13 protein-coding genes and 2 pseudogenes are annotated in these 16,403 nt (G+C 72.8%); 13 read left to right on the top strand and 2 right to left on the bottom strand.

Annotation, left to right across the window (positions count from 1 at the left end):
• The 9 genes and pseudogenes from ACFUEL_RS06590 to ACFUEL_RS06550 all read left to right on the top strand — a co-directional run.
• Positions 1 to 579, top strand: a 579-nt coding sequence (locus ACFUEL_RS06590) for an NADH-quinone oxidoreductase subunit J (protein WP_380234909.1), incomplete at its 5' end; no start/stop codon positions are given.
• Position 580: 1 nt separating this feature from the next.
• Positions 581 to 931: an NADH-quinone oxidoreductase subunit NuoK gene (gene nuoK / locus ACFUEL_RS06585; RefSeq protein WP_380234908.1), complete on the top strand. Its 351-nt coding sequence runs from the start codon at positions 581 to 583 to the stop codon at positions 929 to 931.
• Entirely contained in the window at positions 928 to 2,886 is a 1,959-nt protein-coding gene (locus ACFUEL_RS06580) for an NADH-quinone oxidoreductase subunit L (RefSeq protein ID WP_380234907.1), read from the top strand. Before nuoK ends, ACFUEL_RS06580 begins: the two co-directional genes overlap by 4 nt.
• 43 nt (positions 2,887 to 2,929) lie before the next feature.
• Positions 2,930 to 4,456 carry a NuoM family protein gene (locus tag ACFUEL_RS06575; RefSeq protein WP_380234906.1) on the top strand — a complete coding sequence of 509 codons (1,527 nt, stop codon included), beginning with the start codon at positions 2,930 to 2,932 and terminating at the stop codon, positions 4,454 to 4,456.
• A 32-nt stretch (positions 4,457 to 4,488) separates the two neighbouring features.
• A complete protein-coding gene (locus ACFUEL_RS06570; RefSeq protein WP_380234912.1) occupies positions 4,489 to 6,042 on the top strand; it encodes an NADH-quinone oxidoreductase subunit N in 1,554 nt (517 codons plus the stop codon).
• A gap of 106 nt (positions 6,043 to 6,148) precedes the next feature.
• Positions 6,149 to 7,006, top strand: coding sequence for a zinc metalloprotease HtpX (htpX, locus tag ACFUEL_RS06565; RefSeq protein WP_380234905.1), 858 nt, complete (start codon positions 6,149 to 6,151; stop codon positions 7,004 to 7,006).
• Between the two features lie 105 nt (positions 7,007 to 7,111).
• A complete protein-coding gene (gene ctaD, locus ACFUEL_RS06560) occupies positions 7,112 to 8,839 on the top strand; it encodes a cytochrome c oxidase subunit I (protein ID WP_380234911.1) in 1,728 nt (575 codons plus the stop codon).
• A 110-nt stretch (positions 8,840 to 8,949) separates the two neighbouring features.
• Complete coding sequence (locus ACFUEL_RS06555) at positions 8,950 to 9,360, top strand: SHOCT domain-containing protein (protein ID WP_380234904.1); 411 nt, start codon at positions 8,950 to 8,952, stop codon at positions 9,358 to 9,360.
• A gap of 187 nt (positions 9,361 to 9,547) precedes the next feature.
• Positions 9,548 to 9,691: pseudogene (locus tag ACFUEL_RS06550) on the top strand (YccF domain-containing protein); the annotation flags it as partial.
• Here ACFUEL_RS06550 and ACFUEL_RS06545 read toward each other — a convergent pair.
• Complete coding sequence (locus tag ACFUEL_RS06545; RefSeq protein WP_380234903.1) at positions 9,654 to 11,612, bottom strand: recombinase family protein; 1,959 nt, start codon at positions 11,610 to 11,612, stop codon at positions 9,654 to 9,656. The pseudogene ACFUEL_RS06550 and the gene ACFUEL_RS06545 sit on opposite strands and share 38 nt — an antisense overlap.
• A gap of 413 nt (positions 11,613 to 12,025) precedes the next feature.
• Positions 12,026 to 12,583 (bottom strand): helix-turn-helix domain-containing protein, encoded by a 558-nt coding sequence (locus ACFUEL_RS06540; protein ID WP_380234902.1) that lies wholly within the window; start codon positions 12,581 to 12,583, stop codon positions 12,026 to 12,028.
• Positions 12,584 to 12,619: 36 nt separating this feature from the next.
• Here ACFUEL_RS06540 and ACFUEL_RS06535 point away from each other — a divergent pair.
• From ACFUEL_RS06535 to ACFUEL_RS06520, 4 genes and pseudogenes are all read left to right on the top strand, one after another.
• Positions 12,620 to 12,859 (top strand): annotated as a pseudogene (locus tag ACFUEL_RS06535) (hypothetical protein); the annotation flags it as partial.
• A gap of 106 nt (positions 12,860 to 12,965) precedes the next feature.
• Positions 12,966 to 13,607, top strand: coding sequence for a hypothetical protein (locus ACFUEL_RS06530; protein WP_380234901.1), 642 nt, complete (start codon positions 12,966 to 12,968; stop codon positions 13,605 to 13,607).
• A 540-nt stretch (positions 13,608 to 14,147) separates the two neighbouring features.
• On the top strand, positions 14,148 to 14,588 hold the full coding sequence (locus ACFUEL_RS06525; RefSeq protein ID WP_380234900.1) for a plasmid mobilization protein: 441 nt from the start codon (positions 14,148 to 14,150) through the stop codon (positions 14,586 to 14,588).
• Positions 14,585 to 16,306: a relaxase/mobilization nuclease domain-containing protein gene (locus ACFUEL_RS06520; protein WP_380234899.1), complete on the top strand. Its 1,722-nt coding sequence runs from the start codon at positions 14,585 to 14,587 to the stop codon at positions 16,304 to 16,306. The genes ACFUEL_RS06525 and ACFUEL_RS06520 overlap by 4 nt, the downstream gene beginning before the upstream one ends.
• Positions 16,307 to 16,403: the final 97 nt, after the last annotated feature.

Here is a 16,403-nt window from a genome sequence, read left to right as displayed (position 1 = left end):
CGCTCGTACCTCTCGCCGACCGGGCAGGAGATCGTCTTCCTGCTGGTCGGTGTGCTCGTGCTCGGCGCCGCCGTCGTCTCGGTGACGACCCGGCAGCTGGTGCACGCCGCGCTGTGGCTGGTGGTCGCGCTGGGCGGGCTCGCGGTCGAGTTCCTGCTGCTGACCGCCGAGTTCGTGGCCTGGGTGCAGGTGCTGGTGTACCTGGGCTCGGTGGTCGTGCTGGTGCTGTTCGGCCTGATGCTGACCCGCGCCCCGATCGGCCGCTCCCCGGACGCCGACTCCGGCAACCGCCCGGCCGCCCTCGCGGTCGGCCTCGCCTCCGCCGCCACCCTGGTCACCCTGGTCGTCGACGCGTTCCGCTCGTCCTGGATCGACCTGTCCGGCGCGGTCGGCACCACCCGGCTGACCGGCGAGTACCTGTTCTCGCACTGGGTGCTGCCGTTCGAGGCGCTGTCGGTGCTGCTGCTCGCCGCCCTGGTCGGCGCGATCGTGCTCTCCCGCTCCAAGGGCGGCGGCGCCGACGCCAAGCCGCGGGCCGGGAAGCTGCGCGCCGGCCTGACGAAGCAGAAGGAGCGCTGAGGTGCACCTCGCCTACCCCGCCGTCCTCGCCGTGCTGCTGTTCAGCGTCGGCGTGTACGGCGTGCTTGCCCGGCGCAACGTCGTCCTGGTGCTGATGTCGGTCGAGCTGATGCTCAACGCCGTCAACCTCAACCTGGTCGCCTTCGACGTCTGGCTGCGCGACACCCTGCACGCCGGACAGGCCCTCACCCTGTTCACCATCACCATCGCCGCCGCCGAGATCGGCCTCGGCCTGGCCATCGTGCTGCTGGTCTACCGCACCCGCCGCACCGCCGCCGTCGACGAGGTCACCGCGCTCGGCGACCGCCACGAGGCGGACACCGAGGCGGACACCGAGGAGGTCGCCCGATGAACCTCGCGCTGCCGATCCTCGTCCCCGCGCTGCCCGCGCTCGGCGCCGCCGCCGGCCTCGCCACCGGCCGCCGCCACCCCGGCCTGGCCCGCCCGCTGGCCGTGCTGCCGGTCGCGGTCTCCGCCGTGCTCGCCCTGGTCACCGCCCTCCAACTGGGCACCGGCACCACCCTGGACGCCGCCACCCGGCTCGCCCCCACCGGCGGCCCCGAGATCTCGCTCGCCCTGTACCTGGACGGCTTCTCCTCGCTGATCTCGGTGCTGGTCGGCCTGGTCGCCACCTGCGTGCAGGTCTACTCGACCGCGTACCTCAAGGACGACCCGCGCTACCCCTCGTACGCCGCCCTGGTCTCGCTGTTCACCGCCGCGATGTTCCTGGTCGTCTACTCCGGCGACCTGATCGTGCTGCTGGTCGGCTGGGAGGTGATGGGCATCTGCTCGTACTTCCTGATCGGCCACCACTGGGAGACCGCCGACGCCCGCAGCGCCTCGCTGAAGGCGTTCCTGGTCACCAAGCTCGGCGACGTGCCGTTCCTGTTCGGCCTGTTCCTGCTCGGCGCGGACGCCGGCAGCTTCCGGATCACCGAGGTGCTGCGCACCGCCGCCGAGGGCGGCCTCCAGCACCCCACCCTGATCGCCCTGCTGCTGCTCGCGGGCGTCGCGGGCAAGAGCGCCCAGTTCCCGCTGCACACCTGGCTCCCGGACGCGATGGCCGGCCCGACGCCGGTCTCCGCGCTGATCCACGCCGCCACCATGGTCGCCGCCGGCGTCTACCTGGTCGCCCGGCTGCTGCCGGTCTTCCTGCTGTCCTCCGCCGCGCTGCTGGTGCTGGCCGTGATGGCCGCCGTCACCATGGTCGGCTCCGCGCTGTGCGCGCTCGCCCAGGACGACCTGAAACGCGTGCTGGCCTACTCGACGGTCGGCCAGCTCGGCTACATGGCGGGCGCGCTGGCCTCCGGCGACCGGCAGGCCGCGGTGTTCCACCTGGTCTCGCACGGCGCGTTCAAGGCCCTGCTGTTCCTCACCGCCGGCGTGCTGATCCACGCCGCGCACACCAACTCGATCGACGTGATGTCGCGGATCGACGGCCTGCGCCGCCGCGTCCCCAACGCGTTCATCGCGATGACCGTCGGCCTGGCCGCACTGGCCGGCCTGTGGCCGCTGTCCGGCTTCTTCTCCAAGGAGTCGGTGCTCACCGCCGCCGAGCACGCCGCCCACGGCGAGGCCCTCACCGCCAGCCTCGGCCCGGCCTCCGCGGTGCCCGCCGCGGCCGGCTGGACGGTCCTGGTGGCCGGCCTGCTTACCGCGCTGCTCACCGCCGCCTACGCCACCCGGCTGTGGCTGGTCGCCTTCTGGGGCCGCCCCGTCGCCGGACCGGTCCGGCAGCCCGACGCCCCGTACTCCGCCGAGATCGACGAGGCCGACCCGGCGCACGCCGAACCCGCCGCGATGACCTGGCCGCTGTGGGTGCTGATGGTCCCGACCTTCGCCCTCGGCGTGGTCGGTGCCAACACCCACTGGCTGTCCGACCTGCTCGACGGCCAGTCGCTCGCCCCGTCCTTCGAGACCGGCGTGCTCGGCACCGGCGTCGCCCTAGCCGGCATCCTGCTGGCGTACACCGCCTGGCGCACCGCCGCCGCCCGGGCCGCCGCCGGACGGCCCGCCACCGACCCCGGACGCCTGCTGCTCGGCCCGCTGCACGGCCCCGCCCAGCACGGCTTCGGCGTCGACCGGCTCTACACCGCGCTGTTCGTCCGGCCCACCGCGGCCGCCGCCCGGCTGGTCCGGTTCCTGGACCGCGCCGTGGTGGAGACCTACGTGCGCGGCGCCGGCGCCGCCCCCGGCCTGCTCGGCCGCGCCGTGCGCTTCGCCCAGACCGGCAACGCCCAGGGCTACCTGAGCGCGCTGCTGGCCGGGGCCGTCCTGCTCGCCGTCCTGGTGGCGGTCGGCTCATGACCCGTCCCCACCTCCCCGTCCCGGCACGCCCTTGGAGCCCCCGATGAACGCGGTCCTCATCGCCCTCCTGGCCCTGCCGCTGCTCGGCGCCGCCCTGACGCTCGCCCCGATCGGCGACAGGCAGGCGCTGCGCCTCGGCACCACCGTCACCGGCGCCACCCTGCTGCTGGCGGTCGCCCTCGCCGCGGGCTTCGACCACGGCGACCCGGGCCGGATGCAGGCCGTCACCGACGTCTCCTGGATCCCCGCCCTGGACGTCCGCCTGCACCTGGGCACCGACGGCATCTCGCTGCCGCTGCTGGTCCTCACCGCGCTGCTCACCTTCCTGTGCGCGGTCTACTCGGTGAAGAAGCTCCCGGCGGGCCCCGGCGGCCGGGCCTTCACCGGCCTGCTGCTCCTGCTGGAGACCGGCATGCTGGCCACCTTCGCGGTGCTCGACCTGGTGCTGTTCTTCCTGGCCTTCGAGATCGTGCTGATCCCGATGTACTTCCTGATCGCGCGCTGGGGCAGCGGGCAGAAGGTCGCAGCCGCCAACCGGTTCATCCTGTACACCCTGCTCGGCTCGGCCGTGATGCTGCTCGGCTTCCTGCTGATCGGCGTCAAGGCCGGGACGTTCGACATGGTGAAGCTGGCCGACGCGCACGGCGCCGGCCTGTCGCACACCACCCAGCTGGTCGCCGCGCTGGCGATCCTGGTCGGCCTCGCCGTGAAGGCCCCCGCCTGGCCGCTGCACTCCTGGCTGCCCGACGCGCACACCGCCGCCCCCACCGCGGGCTCGGTGCTGCTGGCCGGCGTGATGCTCAAGATGGGCACCTACGGCCTGGTCCGCGTCCTGCTGCCGGTCGTCCCCGACGGCACCGCGACCTTCGCCCCCTACCTGGGCGCGTTCGCCGCCGTCGGCATCGTCTACGGCTCGCTCGCCTGCCTGGCGCTCGCCCGCAAGGGCGCCAAGGGCGACCTGAAGCGGCTGATCGCGTACTCCTCGGTCGGCCACATGGGCTTCGTGCTGCTCGGCATCGCCTCGCTCACCCCGACCGGCCTGAACGGCGCGCTGTTCGCCAACATCGCGCACGGCCTGATCACCGGCCTGCTGTTCTTCGTGGTCGGCGCGGTCAAGGACCGCTACGGCACCGCCGACCTCGACACCCTCGCCGGGGCCACCGGCGCCGCCCTCTACGGCCGCGCCCCGCGGATCGGCGGGCTGCTCGCCTTCGCCGCCGTCGCCAGCCTCGGCCTGCCCGGCCTGGCCGGGTTCTGGGGCGAACTGCTGGCCATGTACGGCGCGTTCGACCCGGCCGCCGGGCTCTCCCGGCCCGCGTTCGTCACCTACATGGCGCTGGCCGGCCTCGGCACCCTGCTGACCGCCGGCTACCTGCTGGTCGTGGTCAAGCGGGTCTGCATGGGAGACCCGGAGCAGCCCGCCCCGGTCGCCGAACTGGCCGACCTGAAGGGCTACGAGGCCGCCAGTTGGACGCCGCTGGCCGCGCTCACCCTGCTCGCGGGCCTGTGGCCGGCCCTGCTCCTCGGCCTCTCCGACCCGGCCGTCAAGCACCTCCTCGGAGGCGGCTGATGGCCACCGCTCACGACCTGGGGCAGTCCCTCATGACTCCGCTGACGCCGCTCGCCGTCGCCGACCCGGGCGGCCTGATCCAGTCCGTCGACTGGGTGGCCGTCGCCCCGCCGCTGATCGCCGCGCTCGCCGCCCTCGCCGTCCTGGTCACCGACCTGTTCCTGCCCGAGGCCCGCAAGCGGCTGCTGGGGTGGCTGAGCGCGGCCGGGCTGCTGGCCGCGCTGGCGGCGCTGCTGCCCCTGGCACTGGGCGACACCCGCTCCACGTTCTGCTTCAAGAGCCCCGGCGGCGGCTGCTCCTACACCGCCGACCACTTCGCGCTGGCCTTCCAACTGCTGGCGCTGGGCGGCGCGCTGCTGACGGTGCTGCTCTCGCTGCACACCGTGGACGCCGCCGTGCCGAACAGCGGCTCCGCCGCGGGGCTCCCCGGCGGCGAGTACTGGTTCCTGCTGCTCTCCTCCGCCTGCGGCGCCGCCCTGCTGCCCGCCGCCCGCGACCTCGCCACCCTGGTGATCGCCCTGGAGGTGGCCACCCTGCCCGCGTTCGCCCTGGTCGGCCTGCGCCGGGACGGCCGGGGCGCGGAGAGCGCGCTCAAGTTCTTCCTCTCCTCGGTCACCGCGACGGCCGTGATGCTGCTCGGCGTCAGCTTCGTCTACGCCGCCGCCGGGACGATCCAGCTCCAGGGCATCGCCGACGGACTGGCCCACGCCCCCGGCCAGTTGAAGCCGCTCGCCGAGGCGGGCGCGGTGCTCACCCTGGTCGGTTTCGCGTTCAAGGCCGCCGCCGTCCCGTTCCACTTCTGGGTCCCCGACACGTACGCCGGCGCGCCGCTGCCGGTGGCCGGCTACCTCTCGGTGGTCGGCAAGGCGGCCGGCCTGTCCGGCCTCGCGCTGGTCACCACCGTCGCCTTCCGCCCGTACGGCCACACCTGGGGCCTGGTGCTGGCGGTGCTCGCCGCGCTCACCATGACGGTCGGCAACGCGGCCGCGCTGCGCCAGCGCACCGACACCCCGCACGGGGCGGTCCGGCTGCTGGCCTGGTCCTCGGTCGGCCAGGCCGGCTACCTGCTGGTGCCGCTGGCCGCCGCCGGATACGCGGGCTCGGCCGAGCCGCTGGGCGCGACCGTGGCGTACGCGCTGATCTACGGCCTGGTGAACCTGGGCGCGTTCGGCGCGGTCGCGCTGGTCGGCGGCTCCGGGCGGCTGGACGGCTTCCGCGGCCTGGCCGGGCGCAACCGCTGGGCGGCGTTCGCGCTGGCGTTCTTCCTGCTCTGCCTGGCCGGCCTGCCGCCGGGCGTGGTCGGCCTGTTCGGCAAGGTCGTGGTGTTCCGCTCGGCGGTGGACGCCGGCCTGGGCTGGCTGGCCGTGGTGATGGCGGTGAACGTGGTGGTCGCGCTCGCCTACTACCTGAAGTGGACCGCCCTGCTGTTCGAGCCCGCCCCGGAGGCGGTCGGCCCGGAGGCGGCCGGCCCGCGCCGCGCCCCGGCCTCCCTCACCGCCGCGCTGGGCCTGGCGGCGGTCGGCGCGGTGGTGCTCTCGGTGGCTCCGCAGCTGGTCCTGGGGGTGGTGTCGGGCAGCCTGTTCTGAGCCGTGGTCGAATGCCGGAGGGAACGAACCGACCGGTTCGGCGCGTTGATCCCGGCAGAAGGAAGCGGCTCCACGGCTTCCACCGGCACCACAGGAGGGCCCCGCAGTGCACAGCCACCACAACGGATTGCGGACGGCCGTCCTGCTGGGCGGCCTGTCCGCGCTGATCCTGGTGATCGGCGGTTTCTTCGGCCGCACCGGCCTGCTGGTGGCGCTGCTGGTCGCGATCGGCACCAACGCCTACGCGTACTGGAACAGCGACAAGCTGGCGCTGCGCGCGATGCGGGCCCGCCCGGTCAGCGAGATCGAGGCCCCGCAGCTGTACCGGATCGTCCGCGAGCTCTCCACCGCGGCCCGCCAGCCGATGCCCCGGCTGTACATCTCGCCCACGCCCGCGCCGAACGCCTTCGCCACCGGCCGCAACCCGCGCAACGCGGCGGTCTGCTGCACCGACGGCATCCTGCAACTGCTGGACGAGCGGGAGCTGCGCGGCGTCCTGGGCCACGAGCTCAGCCACGTCTACAACCGGGACATCCTGATCTCCTCGGTGGCGGGCGCGCTCGCCTCGGTGGTGATGTTCCTGGTCAACTTCGCCTGGCTGATCCCGATCGGCCGCTCGGACGACGACGACGGCCCGGGCCTGGTCGGCATGCTGGCGATCATGATCCTCGGCCCGGTCGCGGCGAGCCTGATCCAGCTGGCCGTCAGCCGCTCCCGCGAGTACCAGGCCGACGCCGACGGCGCCCGGATCACCGGCGACCCGCTCGCCCTGGCCGGTGCCCTGCGCAAGCTGGACGCGGGCACCCAGCGCCTCCCGCTGCCGCCCGAGCCGCAGTTGCAGACCGCCAGCCACATGATGATCGCCAACCCGTTCCGGCCCGGCGAGCGCGGCGCCAAGCTGTTCTCCACCCACCCGCCGATGCGCGAGCGGATCGCCCGGCTGGAGCGGATGGCCGGGCGCTGACCCCTTCGGGCGAGCCTGCGGCGAGCGTCCGCCGCCCGCCCCCGTTCCACTGGTAGGGCTGAACGCACTGAAGCAGTCCGAGGCCGGAGGTGCGGTGCGGTGACCATGCTGCCGAGCGATGCCGAACTGGGCGGCCCGTCCGACCCGCCCGTCCCGCAGCAGCCGCCGCGCCGCCGCTTCGGCCGGGCCTCCCGCCCGCGCCGGGGCCGGGCGCTGGTGGGGTGGCTGACCACCACCGACCACAAGCAGATCGGCACGCTGTACCTGGTGACCTCGTTCGCCTTCTTCCTGCTCGGCGGGGTGCTGGCGCTGGTGATGCGGGCCGAGCTGGCCCGGCCGGGGACGCAGATCCTGTCGAACGAGCAGTTCAACCAGGCGTTCACCATGCACGGCACGATCATGCTGCTGATGTTCGCCACCCCGCTGTTCGCGGGCTTCGCCAACTGGTTCATGCCGCTGCACATCGGCGCCCCGGACGTCGCCTTCCCGCGGCTGAACGCCTTCGCGTACTGGCTGTACCTGTTCGGCTCGCTGATCGCGGTGGGCGGCTTCCTCACCCCGAACGGCGCGGCGGACTTCGGCTGGTTCGCCTACGCGCCGCTGAACAGCGCCGTGCACTCGCCGGGCGTCGGCGCCGACATGTGGATCATGGGCCTGGCCTTCTCCGGCTTCGGCACCATCCTCGGCTCGGTCAACTTCATCACCACCGTGGTCTGCCTGCGGGCGCCCGGCATGACGATGTTCCGGATGTCGATCTTCACCTGGAACGTGGTGCTGACCTCGATCCTGGTGCTGATGGCCTTCCCGGTGCTGGCCGGCGCGCTGCTCTGCCTGGAGGCGGACCGCAAGTTCGGCGCGCACGTCTTCGACCCGGCCAACGGCGGGCCGCTGCTGTGGCAGCACCTGTTCTGGTTCTTCGGCCACCCGGAGGTGTACATCATCGCGCTGCCGTTCTTCGGCATCGTCACCGAGATCCTCCCGGTGTTCTCCCGCAAGCCGGTCTTCGGCTACTCCGGCCTGGTCGCCGCCACCATCGCCATCGCCGGCCTGTCGGTCACCGTCTGGGCGCACCACATGTTCGTCACCGGGCAGGTGCTGCTGCCGTTCTTCTCCTTCATGACCTTCCTGATCGCCGTGCCCACGGGCGTGAAGTTCTTCAACTGGGTCGGCACCATGTGGCGCGGCTCGCTGAGCTTCGAGACGCCGATGCTCTGGTCGATCGGCTTCCTGGTGACCTTCCTGTTCGGCGGCCTGACCGGCGTGCTGCTGGCCTCGCCGCCGATCGACTTCCACGTCTCCGACTCGTACTTCGTCGTGGCGCACTTCCACTACGTGGTGTTCGGGACGGTGGTCTTCGCGATGTTCGCGGGCTTCTACTTCTGGTGGCCGAAGATGACCGGGCGGATGCTGGACGAGCGGCTCGGCAGGATCCACTTCTGGACGCTGTTCGTCGGCTTCCACACCACCTTCCTGGTCCAGCACTGGCTGGGCGCCGAGGGCATGCCGCGCCGCTACGCGGACTACCTCGCCTCGGACGGCTTCACCACGCTGAACACCGTCTCCACCATCGGCTCCTTCCTGCTCGGCCTGTCCACCCTGCCGTTCCTCTACAACCTCTGGAAGACCGCCAAGTACGGGGAGAAGGTCGAGGTCGACGACCCGTGGGGCTACGGCCGCTCGCTGGAGTGGGCGACCTCCTGCCCGCCGCCGCGGCACAACTTCAGCACCCTGCCGCGGATCCGCTCGGAATCCCCGGCGTTCGACCTGCACCACCCGGACATCGCCGAGTTCGACCGGCTGCAGAACGACCGGCCGCTGCCCGACCCGCGCTGACGCCCCGCTCGACATGCGGTGTCCGTTTCGCGGTGATAGGAATCGTTTCGTCCCTACGCCGTTCGAGGCGCGGGGACGTTCGGTCTGACTGCGCGCGGGATCGGAGCGTCATGGACAACTATCCGCTGCTCAACATCTTCTGGACGATGCTGGAGCTGTTCCTCTGGATCCTCTGGTTCTTCCTGCTGTTCAAGATCATCACGGACATCTTCCGCAGCGAGGACATGGGCGGCTGGGGCAAGGCCGGTTGGACGATCTTCGTGATCCTGCTGCCGTTCCTGGGCGTCCTGGTCTACCTGATCGCCCGCGGCGGCTCGATGCACCAGCGGGACGCGGAGCAGGCCAGGAGGGCCGACGCGGCGTTCCAGGACTACGTCCGCAGGGCAGCGGGCAGCGGCGGCGCCTCCGGCGGCGCCTCCACCGGGCACGTGGAGGACCTGGCGAAGCTGGCCGACCTCAAGAACAGCGGCGCGCTCTCCGAGGAGGAGTACCGGCGGGCCAAGGACAAGCTGCTCGCCTGACGCCCGTCCGGCGCGACGGAGGGAGGCCCGCCCCGCGGCGGGCCTCCCGCCGTTCCCGGCGGCCCCTGCTCCCTCCCGCGCCGCCCCCGTCGTACCCCGTCCCGTCACACCCCCGTCCCGTCACACCCCTGCCACAAGGACGCGCCGCCACCTGACCGTCCGGCCGCCGGTGTGCGAGCCTGGGGGCATGAAGCTGGTCAACTTCCTGCTCAACGTCATCTGGCTGCTGTTCTGCGGCCTGTGGATGGCGATCGGCTACGCGCTCGCCGGGATCGTCTGCTTCGTCCTGATCGTCACCATCCCGTTCGGGACCGTTCCTCGGCGCTCAGCATCACGCGGGGGTCGACCCGCCCTTCGATTCGCATAGGCGGCAGCAGCTCCACCACGGGGAGCGGCACCCGCTCGGCCTCCACGAGCGCTGCGTCCACCCTTGCCCAGGAGCCTTGCACCACCCACTCGTTGAAGTGCTTCGAGGCCGTGCTCGTCGAGCCGTACGCCTCGCGGAGCAACGGCCACGCGACGCCGGTGCGGGCTTTGGCGAAGATCGCGTCGACCGAGCGGCGCACCCGGTCGCGGCGGCCGACGGGGAGCAGGGGAGAGACCAGCGCCCACTGCTCGTCCGACAGGTCGGCGGCCGGAACGTCCACCTCGGCGGACCGGTACCAGGACTGCACGGTGCAGGCATGGCCACCGGCCCGGACCGGCACCGGCCCTTCGATGAACACCTTCACCTCCAGCAGGCCCAGGACCTCGCTCTGCTCCTCCAGCGTCATGTCCACCAGCTGATGCTGTGCCAGGTTCGCCAACGCCTTCAGGTCACGGGCCCGGCGGTCGGACTCCTCCACCTCGGCCAACCACGCGGCGGCCTCGGCGCGCATCTCCTCCAGTTGCTGCAGTTCCTCGTTCAGGGCCGCCGTCGCGGCGGCGATGGCGTCGGCGGACTGCTGCTGCTTGGCGGAGGCCACGATCACGGCGGTGATGGACGCCTTCATAGAATCGATCTGCCGGTCGAGGTCGGCGATCCGCTCGGCGTGCGCCCCCTGGTCGCCGTCGGACATGCCGACCCACTCGGCGGCCAGTTCCTCCAGCTTCTGCGAGTCGCCGAGCAGGGCGACGACCTCGGACCAGACGCGCTGCTCCACCGTCCCGGCGTCCAGGTACGAGCAGGTGCAGACCGGACGGTCGGGCAGGGAGCCGGCCTTGCCGCCGCACCGGTAGTTCCGGCGGCCGTACGAGAGGGACTCGCGGCTGATGCCGGTGTACCGGGCCCCGCAGAGGCCGATCAGGCGGCCGCTGAGCGGGTAGACCGCCCGGTTGCGGCCGCTGGTCCGCGCGCGGGCCGCCATCTTCCGGCGGAGCGTGGCGGCCTCGTCCTCGGACAGGACACGGGGCAGCGCGATGCTGACCGACTCGCCCCACAGCGGCCGACCCTCGGCGTCGGTCTTGGCGTGCGCGCCGCGGAAGACCAGCTCGGCGTCCAGCACCGCACGGGACATGATCCGGTCGCGGAGGTTCGCCGCCGACCAGGGGCGCCCCGAACGGCAGGTGACGCCTTCCGCGTTGAGGCGGACGGCGACCTGGCGCAGGTTCAGCCCGTCGATCACCACCATGTCGTGGACGCGGCGCACGACCTCGCTCTCGGCCTCGTCGACGACCAGGTGCGACGCGCCCTTGATGCCCTTGTCCGCGATCCGGTAGCCGTACGGGGGCCGACCGCCGATGTGCGGGGAGCCGGGGTCCTCCGCCTTCTCCTGGAGGCCGCCCTGGGTGCGGGACCGGATGTTCTCCCACTCGGTCTCGGCGTAGTCGGCCTCGCGCCGCATCTGCGCCCGGCCCTCGGGGGTGGTGTTGTCGATGTTCCGGTTGGTGATCGCGACGAAGATCCCCACGTCCTCCAGCGCCCAGACCCAGCGCCAGAAGGCCCGGCCGACCCGGCCGATGCGGTCGCCCTTCTCCACCACGACGACGTCGAACGCGTCGAGCTTCGCCTGCTCCATCAACCGGTCGAAGTCCGGGCGCTCGCCCATCTCCTTGGAGCCGGACACGCCTTCGTCCTTGAAGGTGCCGACGTGGTCCCAGCCCTTGCCCGCGATGTGACGGCTGTTCTTGCGGCCCTGGCTGGCGATGCCGTAACCGAGCTTCTGCTCCTCGGTGCTCACCCGTAGGTAGTCCACGGCGCGGAGGGCGCGAGGCCGCGTGATGCGGGTGACCGTGTCGGTGGCGGTCCGTATGTGTGTGCTTGGATTCGGCACGTCGACTCCTGAACAGTCGGCCGGCCCCGGGACGGTTGCAGCCGTCGCCGGGGCACTCGATGTGGGGTGAGGGTAGGCGAATTATTCGCGGCTCGCTGCGGTTTCCGGGCGGGCGCGAGCCGTTGTGGTGCGCGGACCGAACAGCAGGCGCAGGAGACGGGTGCGCTCGGCCGGGGTCAGGCCGCTTCCCGGCGCCCAGACCACGGAGACGGTGGGACAGTGGGCGCACGCGGGGGCGGGGGCGCGCTGCGGCTGGGGGGAGCAGGTGTTGGTGATGGGGCTCCTCTGGTAGCGGGGGAGTGGGAGGTGGCGGGCATCGACGCGGTCGGTTCGTGGGATGGGGGTGAAGGAACGGCGTCGGGTGATGGACGGACGGCAGGCTTCCTCACGGGGCTGCCGGGCGGTGGCGCGGCTCAGCTTCCGGGCGTCTGCCCCGACTGCTGCTGGGCCTGCTGGAACGCCGGGTACCGGAGGAAGACCATGGGGCTTTCCCGGACGGGTCCGTGACGGCGGTTCTCCTCGGTGAGGGCACGGGCGATGCGGCTGTTCAGCTCCTCGGCGTGCTGGGGGAACATGGCGCAGTACTGGTCGACGAGCTTGAAGGCATTGCCGGTGCTCTTCATCAGGTCGAGCAGTCTGCGGTACATGTCGAGCACGACGTCGGTGACCTCGGCGATGTGCTTGTCGGAGGAGGAGGCGGGCGGGCCGAGGAACTCCTCCAGCGTGAGGCCGAAGACCTTGGCGAACCCGATCGCCTCGTCCAGGTTGATCCGTCGGCGGGGTTCGCCGCTCTCGATCCGCCAGACCGAGGACTGGTTCATCGGGTAGCCGGCGGCGGTCATGCGCTTGGCGAGTTCGCCGGTGCTCCAGCCCAGGTACTCGCGTTCCAGGCGGACCCGTTCGGCGGCGTGCTCCTCGCTGAGCGGGGGAGTCGTCGGTGCGTCGTTCGGCGCTTCTGGCTGGTCGGGCATTTGATTCACCTCGCATCAGGTTTCGATCGTCCTTGCATGGGCGATCGATCGCATGCTAGCTTGATGCGTGTCGCATGGCAAGTCCATGCGAAAAGAATCGTCGCCGAGCCCCTGGAGCCACCCACGACCACCGCCACACCGATATCCCCCACTCACGCTCCGCTCCGCGCGGGCACCGTCCGCGTCACGCCCGGCGACCGCCTTGCCATCGTCCTGATCGGGGCGGCAGGGTTTGCCCTGTCCTTCGACGCGCTGCAGCAGGTGGCCGTCGCCGTCCACATCCGCGGCCCGTTGACCTACGTCTTCCCGGTGACCCTCGACGGCTTCATCGCCTACGGAGTGCGCACCCTGCTGGTGCTGCGCGCCGCGCCCTGGACGGCCCGTGCCCTACGCCTGGGCCCTGTTCGCCGGCGCGACCGCCGCCAGCGTGTGGGCCAACGCCCTGCACGCCGTACGCCTGAACCACCTATCCCTCCGGGCTGGAGGGCTCCGGCTCGGCGACAGCGTGGTCGCCGTCCTGTCTGCCGTCTCTCCGCTGGCGCTCGGGGGTGCCGTCCACCTCTACATCCTCATCGCCCGCTACGGCCCCACTGCGGGGCGGTCGTTCGGAGGCACCCACGCCGACCCCGAGCGGGTGGTCCCCGTCCAGCACGGGACCGGTCCGTCCGCCGGACCGGTCCGTGGTCCGTCCGCGAGTGCCGTCCCCGTCCCGGCCTCAGGGGCGCTGGGGCCGTTCGGCATCGAAACGCGGACGGACGGAGACCCGCCGCACGCCGACGAGCGGACCGCTGGCGACGGCGGTCCGGCCCGACGAACGGGTCGGCCGCCGGGCGCCTCGATGGAGAAGCTGCTGGAGGTCAGCCGACCGGCGGTCCGGGCGCACGGCCGTCCGAGCCGCGCAGTCGTCGAACGAGCGGTCCGCGAGGCCGGCCTCTCACTCGGCAGCACCCGTTTCACGGCCCTCATGAAGGAGCTCCGCAAGGAGTTCCGGGACGGTCCGGTCCAATGCCGTCCGTCCGGCTGAGCCCGTTCCGGCGGTTCCCGGGACCGTCCGGACCGTTCTCCGGGCTTCTGCCGATGGGCAGAAGTCCGACCTGGCGCGGTCCGGCTCCCGCTTCCACTGCGGACCGGACCGTCCGCGTCTCCTCACCCGTCCGGCCCCGGCCGTCCCGTCCGGCACTTCCACGCCACAGCCGTGTCTCGAACACCCCAGCCCTGTCCACCCCCGTAGCCGACGCTCCAGGAGCATCCCCTGATCGACATCCGTCCCGCACCGCACGAACCCACCGACAGCTCTGAGGCGTCGTCCGACCGCGGTGACATCACCGACCGCACCACCCCCGGCGGAGCAAGCGAGTGGCTGCGCCCGTCCTACGGACGGTCGCAGCCGCAGGCCCCCGAGGGCGGGGGCCCGTCGGTGCTGCCGTGCGCGAGGGCGCACGCGGCAGCACCGGACCGGCACCGCGAGGGCGCGGCACCTACGGAGGAGGAGCAGCCCACCGCAGCGACGCCCGCCGCCGTCCGCACTTCGAGCGCCGTGCCGTCGCCCGCTGTGCCGCGTGCCGTGCGCGCGACCGAGATCGCCGCGCTGCGCCGCAAGCCCAAGCGCCGCCAGCGCGACGCCGCGAACCTGAAGAACGCCAAGATCACGGTCCGCTTCAACCCCGACGAAGCCGCCGACCTCCGTCGAAGCGCCGGGGAGCTGGGCGTCTCGGTGTCCGCCCTGATCGCGCGCAGGGCTCTGGCCGACGAGGACGGTGCTGCCTCGTACGACGGGCAGCTGGACGCGGCGATCGAGGAGCTGGCGGCGCTGCGTCCGCAGGTCGCAGGCATCGGCCGGAACATCAACCAGATCGTCCGCGACGTCCACCGGGACGTTGCCCTGGAGCCCGGTCCGGTCCGTGACGCCTTCGTCGCCGCCACCGAGCTGCTCGCCGTTGTCCGCAGGGCGGTGGCCGGTATCGACGGGACGGCGATGCGGCTGGCGGGCGCGGGGCGCATGTGATCAGCAAGGCGGTCCGCGGCGGCAACACCTTCGGCGCGCTCGCCTACCTGTACGGGCCGGGCCGGGCGAACGAGCACACCGACCCCCACCTCGTCGTCTCCTGGGACGGCTTCGCCCCCGACCCCGGCCGCGACGACTCCGCGACCCTCCAGCAGCTCCGGGACGCCCTCGACCTCCACGTCGTCCGCTACGGAAGGAAGATCAGGAGCCACGTCTACCACCGGATCGTCCGCGCCGACCCGACCGACCGGACCCTCGACGACGAGGAGTGGGGCGACATCGCCCAGCGGGTGATGGCCGCCGCCGGCATCGCCCCCGACGGCGACCCGGACGGCTGCCGCTGGGTCGCGGTGCGGCACGCGGACGACCACATCCACATCCTGGCCACCACGGTGCGCGCCGACCTGCGGCAGGCCAACATCCGCAAGGACCAGTACCGCGTCGAGGACGAGCTCACCACCGTCGAGCGCGAGTACGGGCTCAAGTGCCTCGCCGACACCCGCACCCGCGCCTACCGGGCCGCGGTCCCCAAGCGCGCCACCGGCGCGGAACTGCGCAAGGCACAGCGCCAGGGCAGGGAGACCAGCGAACGCGACCGGCTGCGGGTGGCGGTGCGCCGAGCGCTGGCCGGGGCCGCGGACGAGGAGGAGTTCGCCGCCCGCCTCGCCGCCCAGGGCGTGCTGCTGGGCGTGCGCCGGGCACCGTCCGGGGACGTGACCGGCTACAAGTTCGCCCTCCCCACCGGCGACGGGGCCGGACCGGTGTGGTTCTCCGGCAGCAAACTCGCCGCCGACCTCACCCACCCGCAGATCCACGCCCGCTTCACCGTCGGCACCGATCCGCCCGCCACCAGCTCACCGGCTGCGGTCCGCCACCGGGTCAGTGCCACCGTCGACCGGGCCGCCCGCACCCTCCACGACGGTCCCGCCCCCGCCGAGGTCGCCGCAGCGGTCGGCGGCGGCATCGAAGCCCTGGACGCCCTCGCCCTCACCAGCCCCATCCTCTCCCGGAAGGAGATCAACCACGCCGCCCGCGCCCTCGAATACACCGCCGTCGCCCGCACCCGCGCCGCCCGGGACGACTTGCGGGCGATGCGCTCCGCCGCTCGAGAGCTTCTCTACGCCGGCCCGGTCACCGGCCAGGGCGGCGAGGGGGCCGCCGCTGCCACGATCCTGTCCAGCCTGATCCTGCTCGCGATCGTCATCGCCGAGTGGCACGCCGCCCAGGGCCACCAGCGCCAGGCCGAGGCCGCCCGCACCGCCGCCGACCACCTGCGCACGGCGTACGGCCGAAACGCCGCCCGCCCGGCAGCCCTGCTCGGTGTCCAGGGGCAGCGGCTGCCCGCCCCAGCGCGTGATCGCCAGGAGGAGGCGGTTCGCCGCGCTCTGCCCGTCGACCAAGCCGCGCTGGTGCTCGCCGGGGAGGACTGGGCGGTGCTCGCCGCCACCCTCGCCGAAGCCGAGCAGGCCGGCCACGACCCGGCCACCCTGCTCGCCGACGCCGCTGGACGGCGGGAGCTCGCCAGCGCCGACTCGCCAGCCGCCGTACTGACCTGGCGCATCCGTCGCGACGCCCGGCTCCCCGCTCCCGCGCCGAGGGGCCGTACCGCCGCGGCCGCCTCCAGGACCACCAGCCGTGCCACCACCTCGCCGACCGCAGCGGCAGTGCCTGCTCCGCCGGGACCTTCGTTGCCCGACGCGGCCCGCCGAGGCCGCTGACCGGAGCGGCATTCGTCCACCCCCCCACCCGCCGACCGGGCCCCACCAGGTCGGCGGACGCCTCTGCCTGGCCGTCCCCAGGCCACCCCCACCCGCA

Source organism: Kitasatospora sp. NPDC057198 (assembly GCF_042670125.1).
Taxonomy (GTDB): Bacteria; Actinomycetota; Actinomycetes; order Streptomycetales; family Streptomycetaceae; genus Kitasatospora.
This window is presented reverse-complemented; position numbering and strand designations above follow the sequence as displayed.

Bases quoted from the DNA above. Each gene is read 5' to 3' on its own strand.
- ACFUEL_RS06575 (WP_380234906.1), top strand. From the start codon at position 2,930: ATGAACGCGGTCCTCATCGCCCTCCTGGCCCTGCCGCTGCTCGGCGCC.
- ACFUEL_RS06540 (WP_380234902.1), bottom strand. From the start codon at position 12,583: ATGCCCGACCAGCCAGAAGCGCCGAACGACGCACCGACGACTCCCCCG.
- ACFUEL_RS06555 (WP_380234904.1), top strand. From the start codon at position 8,950: ATGGACAACTATCCGCTGCTCAACATCTTCTGGACGATGCTGGAGCTG.
- ACFUEL_RS06570 (WP_380234912.1), top strand. From the start codon at position 4,489: ATGACTCCGCTGACGCCGCTCGCCGTCGCCGACCCGGGCGGCCTGATC.
- ACFUEL_RS06580 (WP_380234907.1), top strand. From the start codon at position 928: ATGAACCTCGCGCTGCCGATCCTCGTCCCCGCGCTGCCCGCGCTCGGC.
- ctaD (WP_380234911.1), top strand. From the start codon at position 7,112: ATGCTGCCGAGCGATGCCGAACTGGGCGGCCCGTCCGACCCGCCCGTC.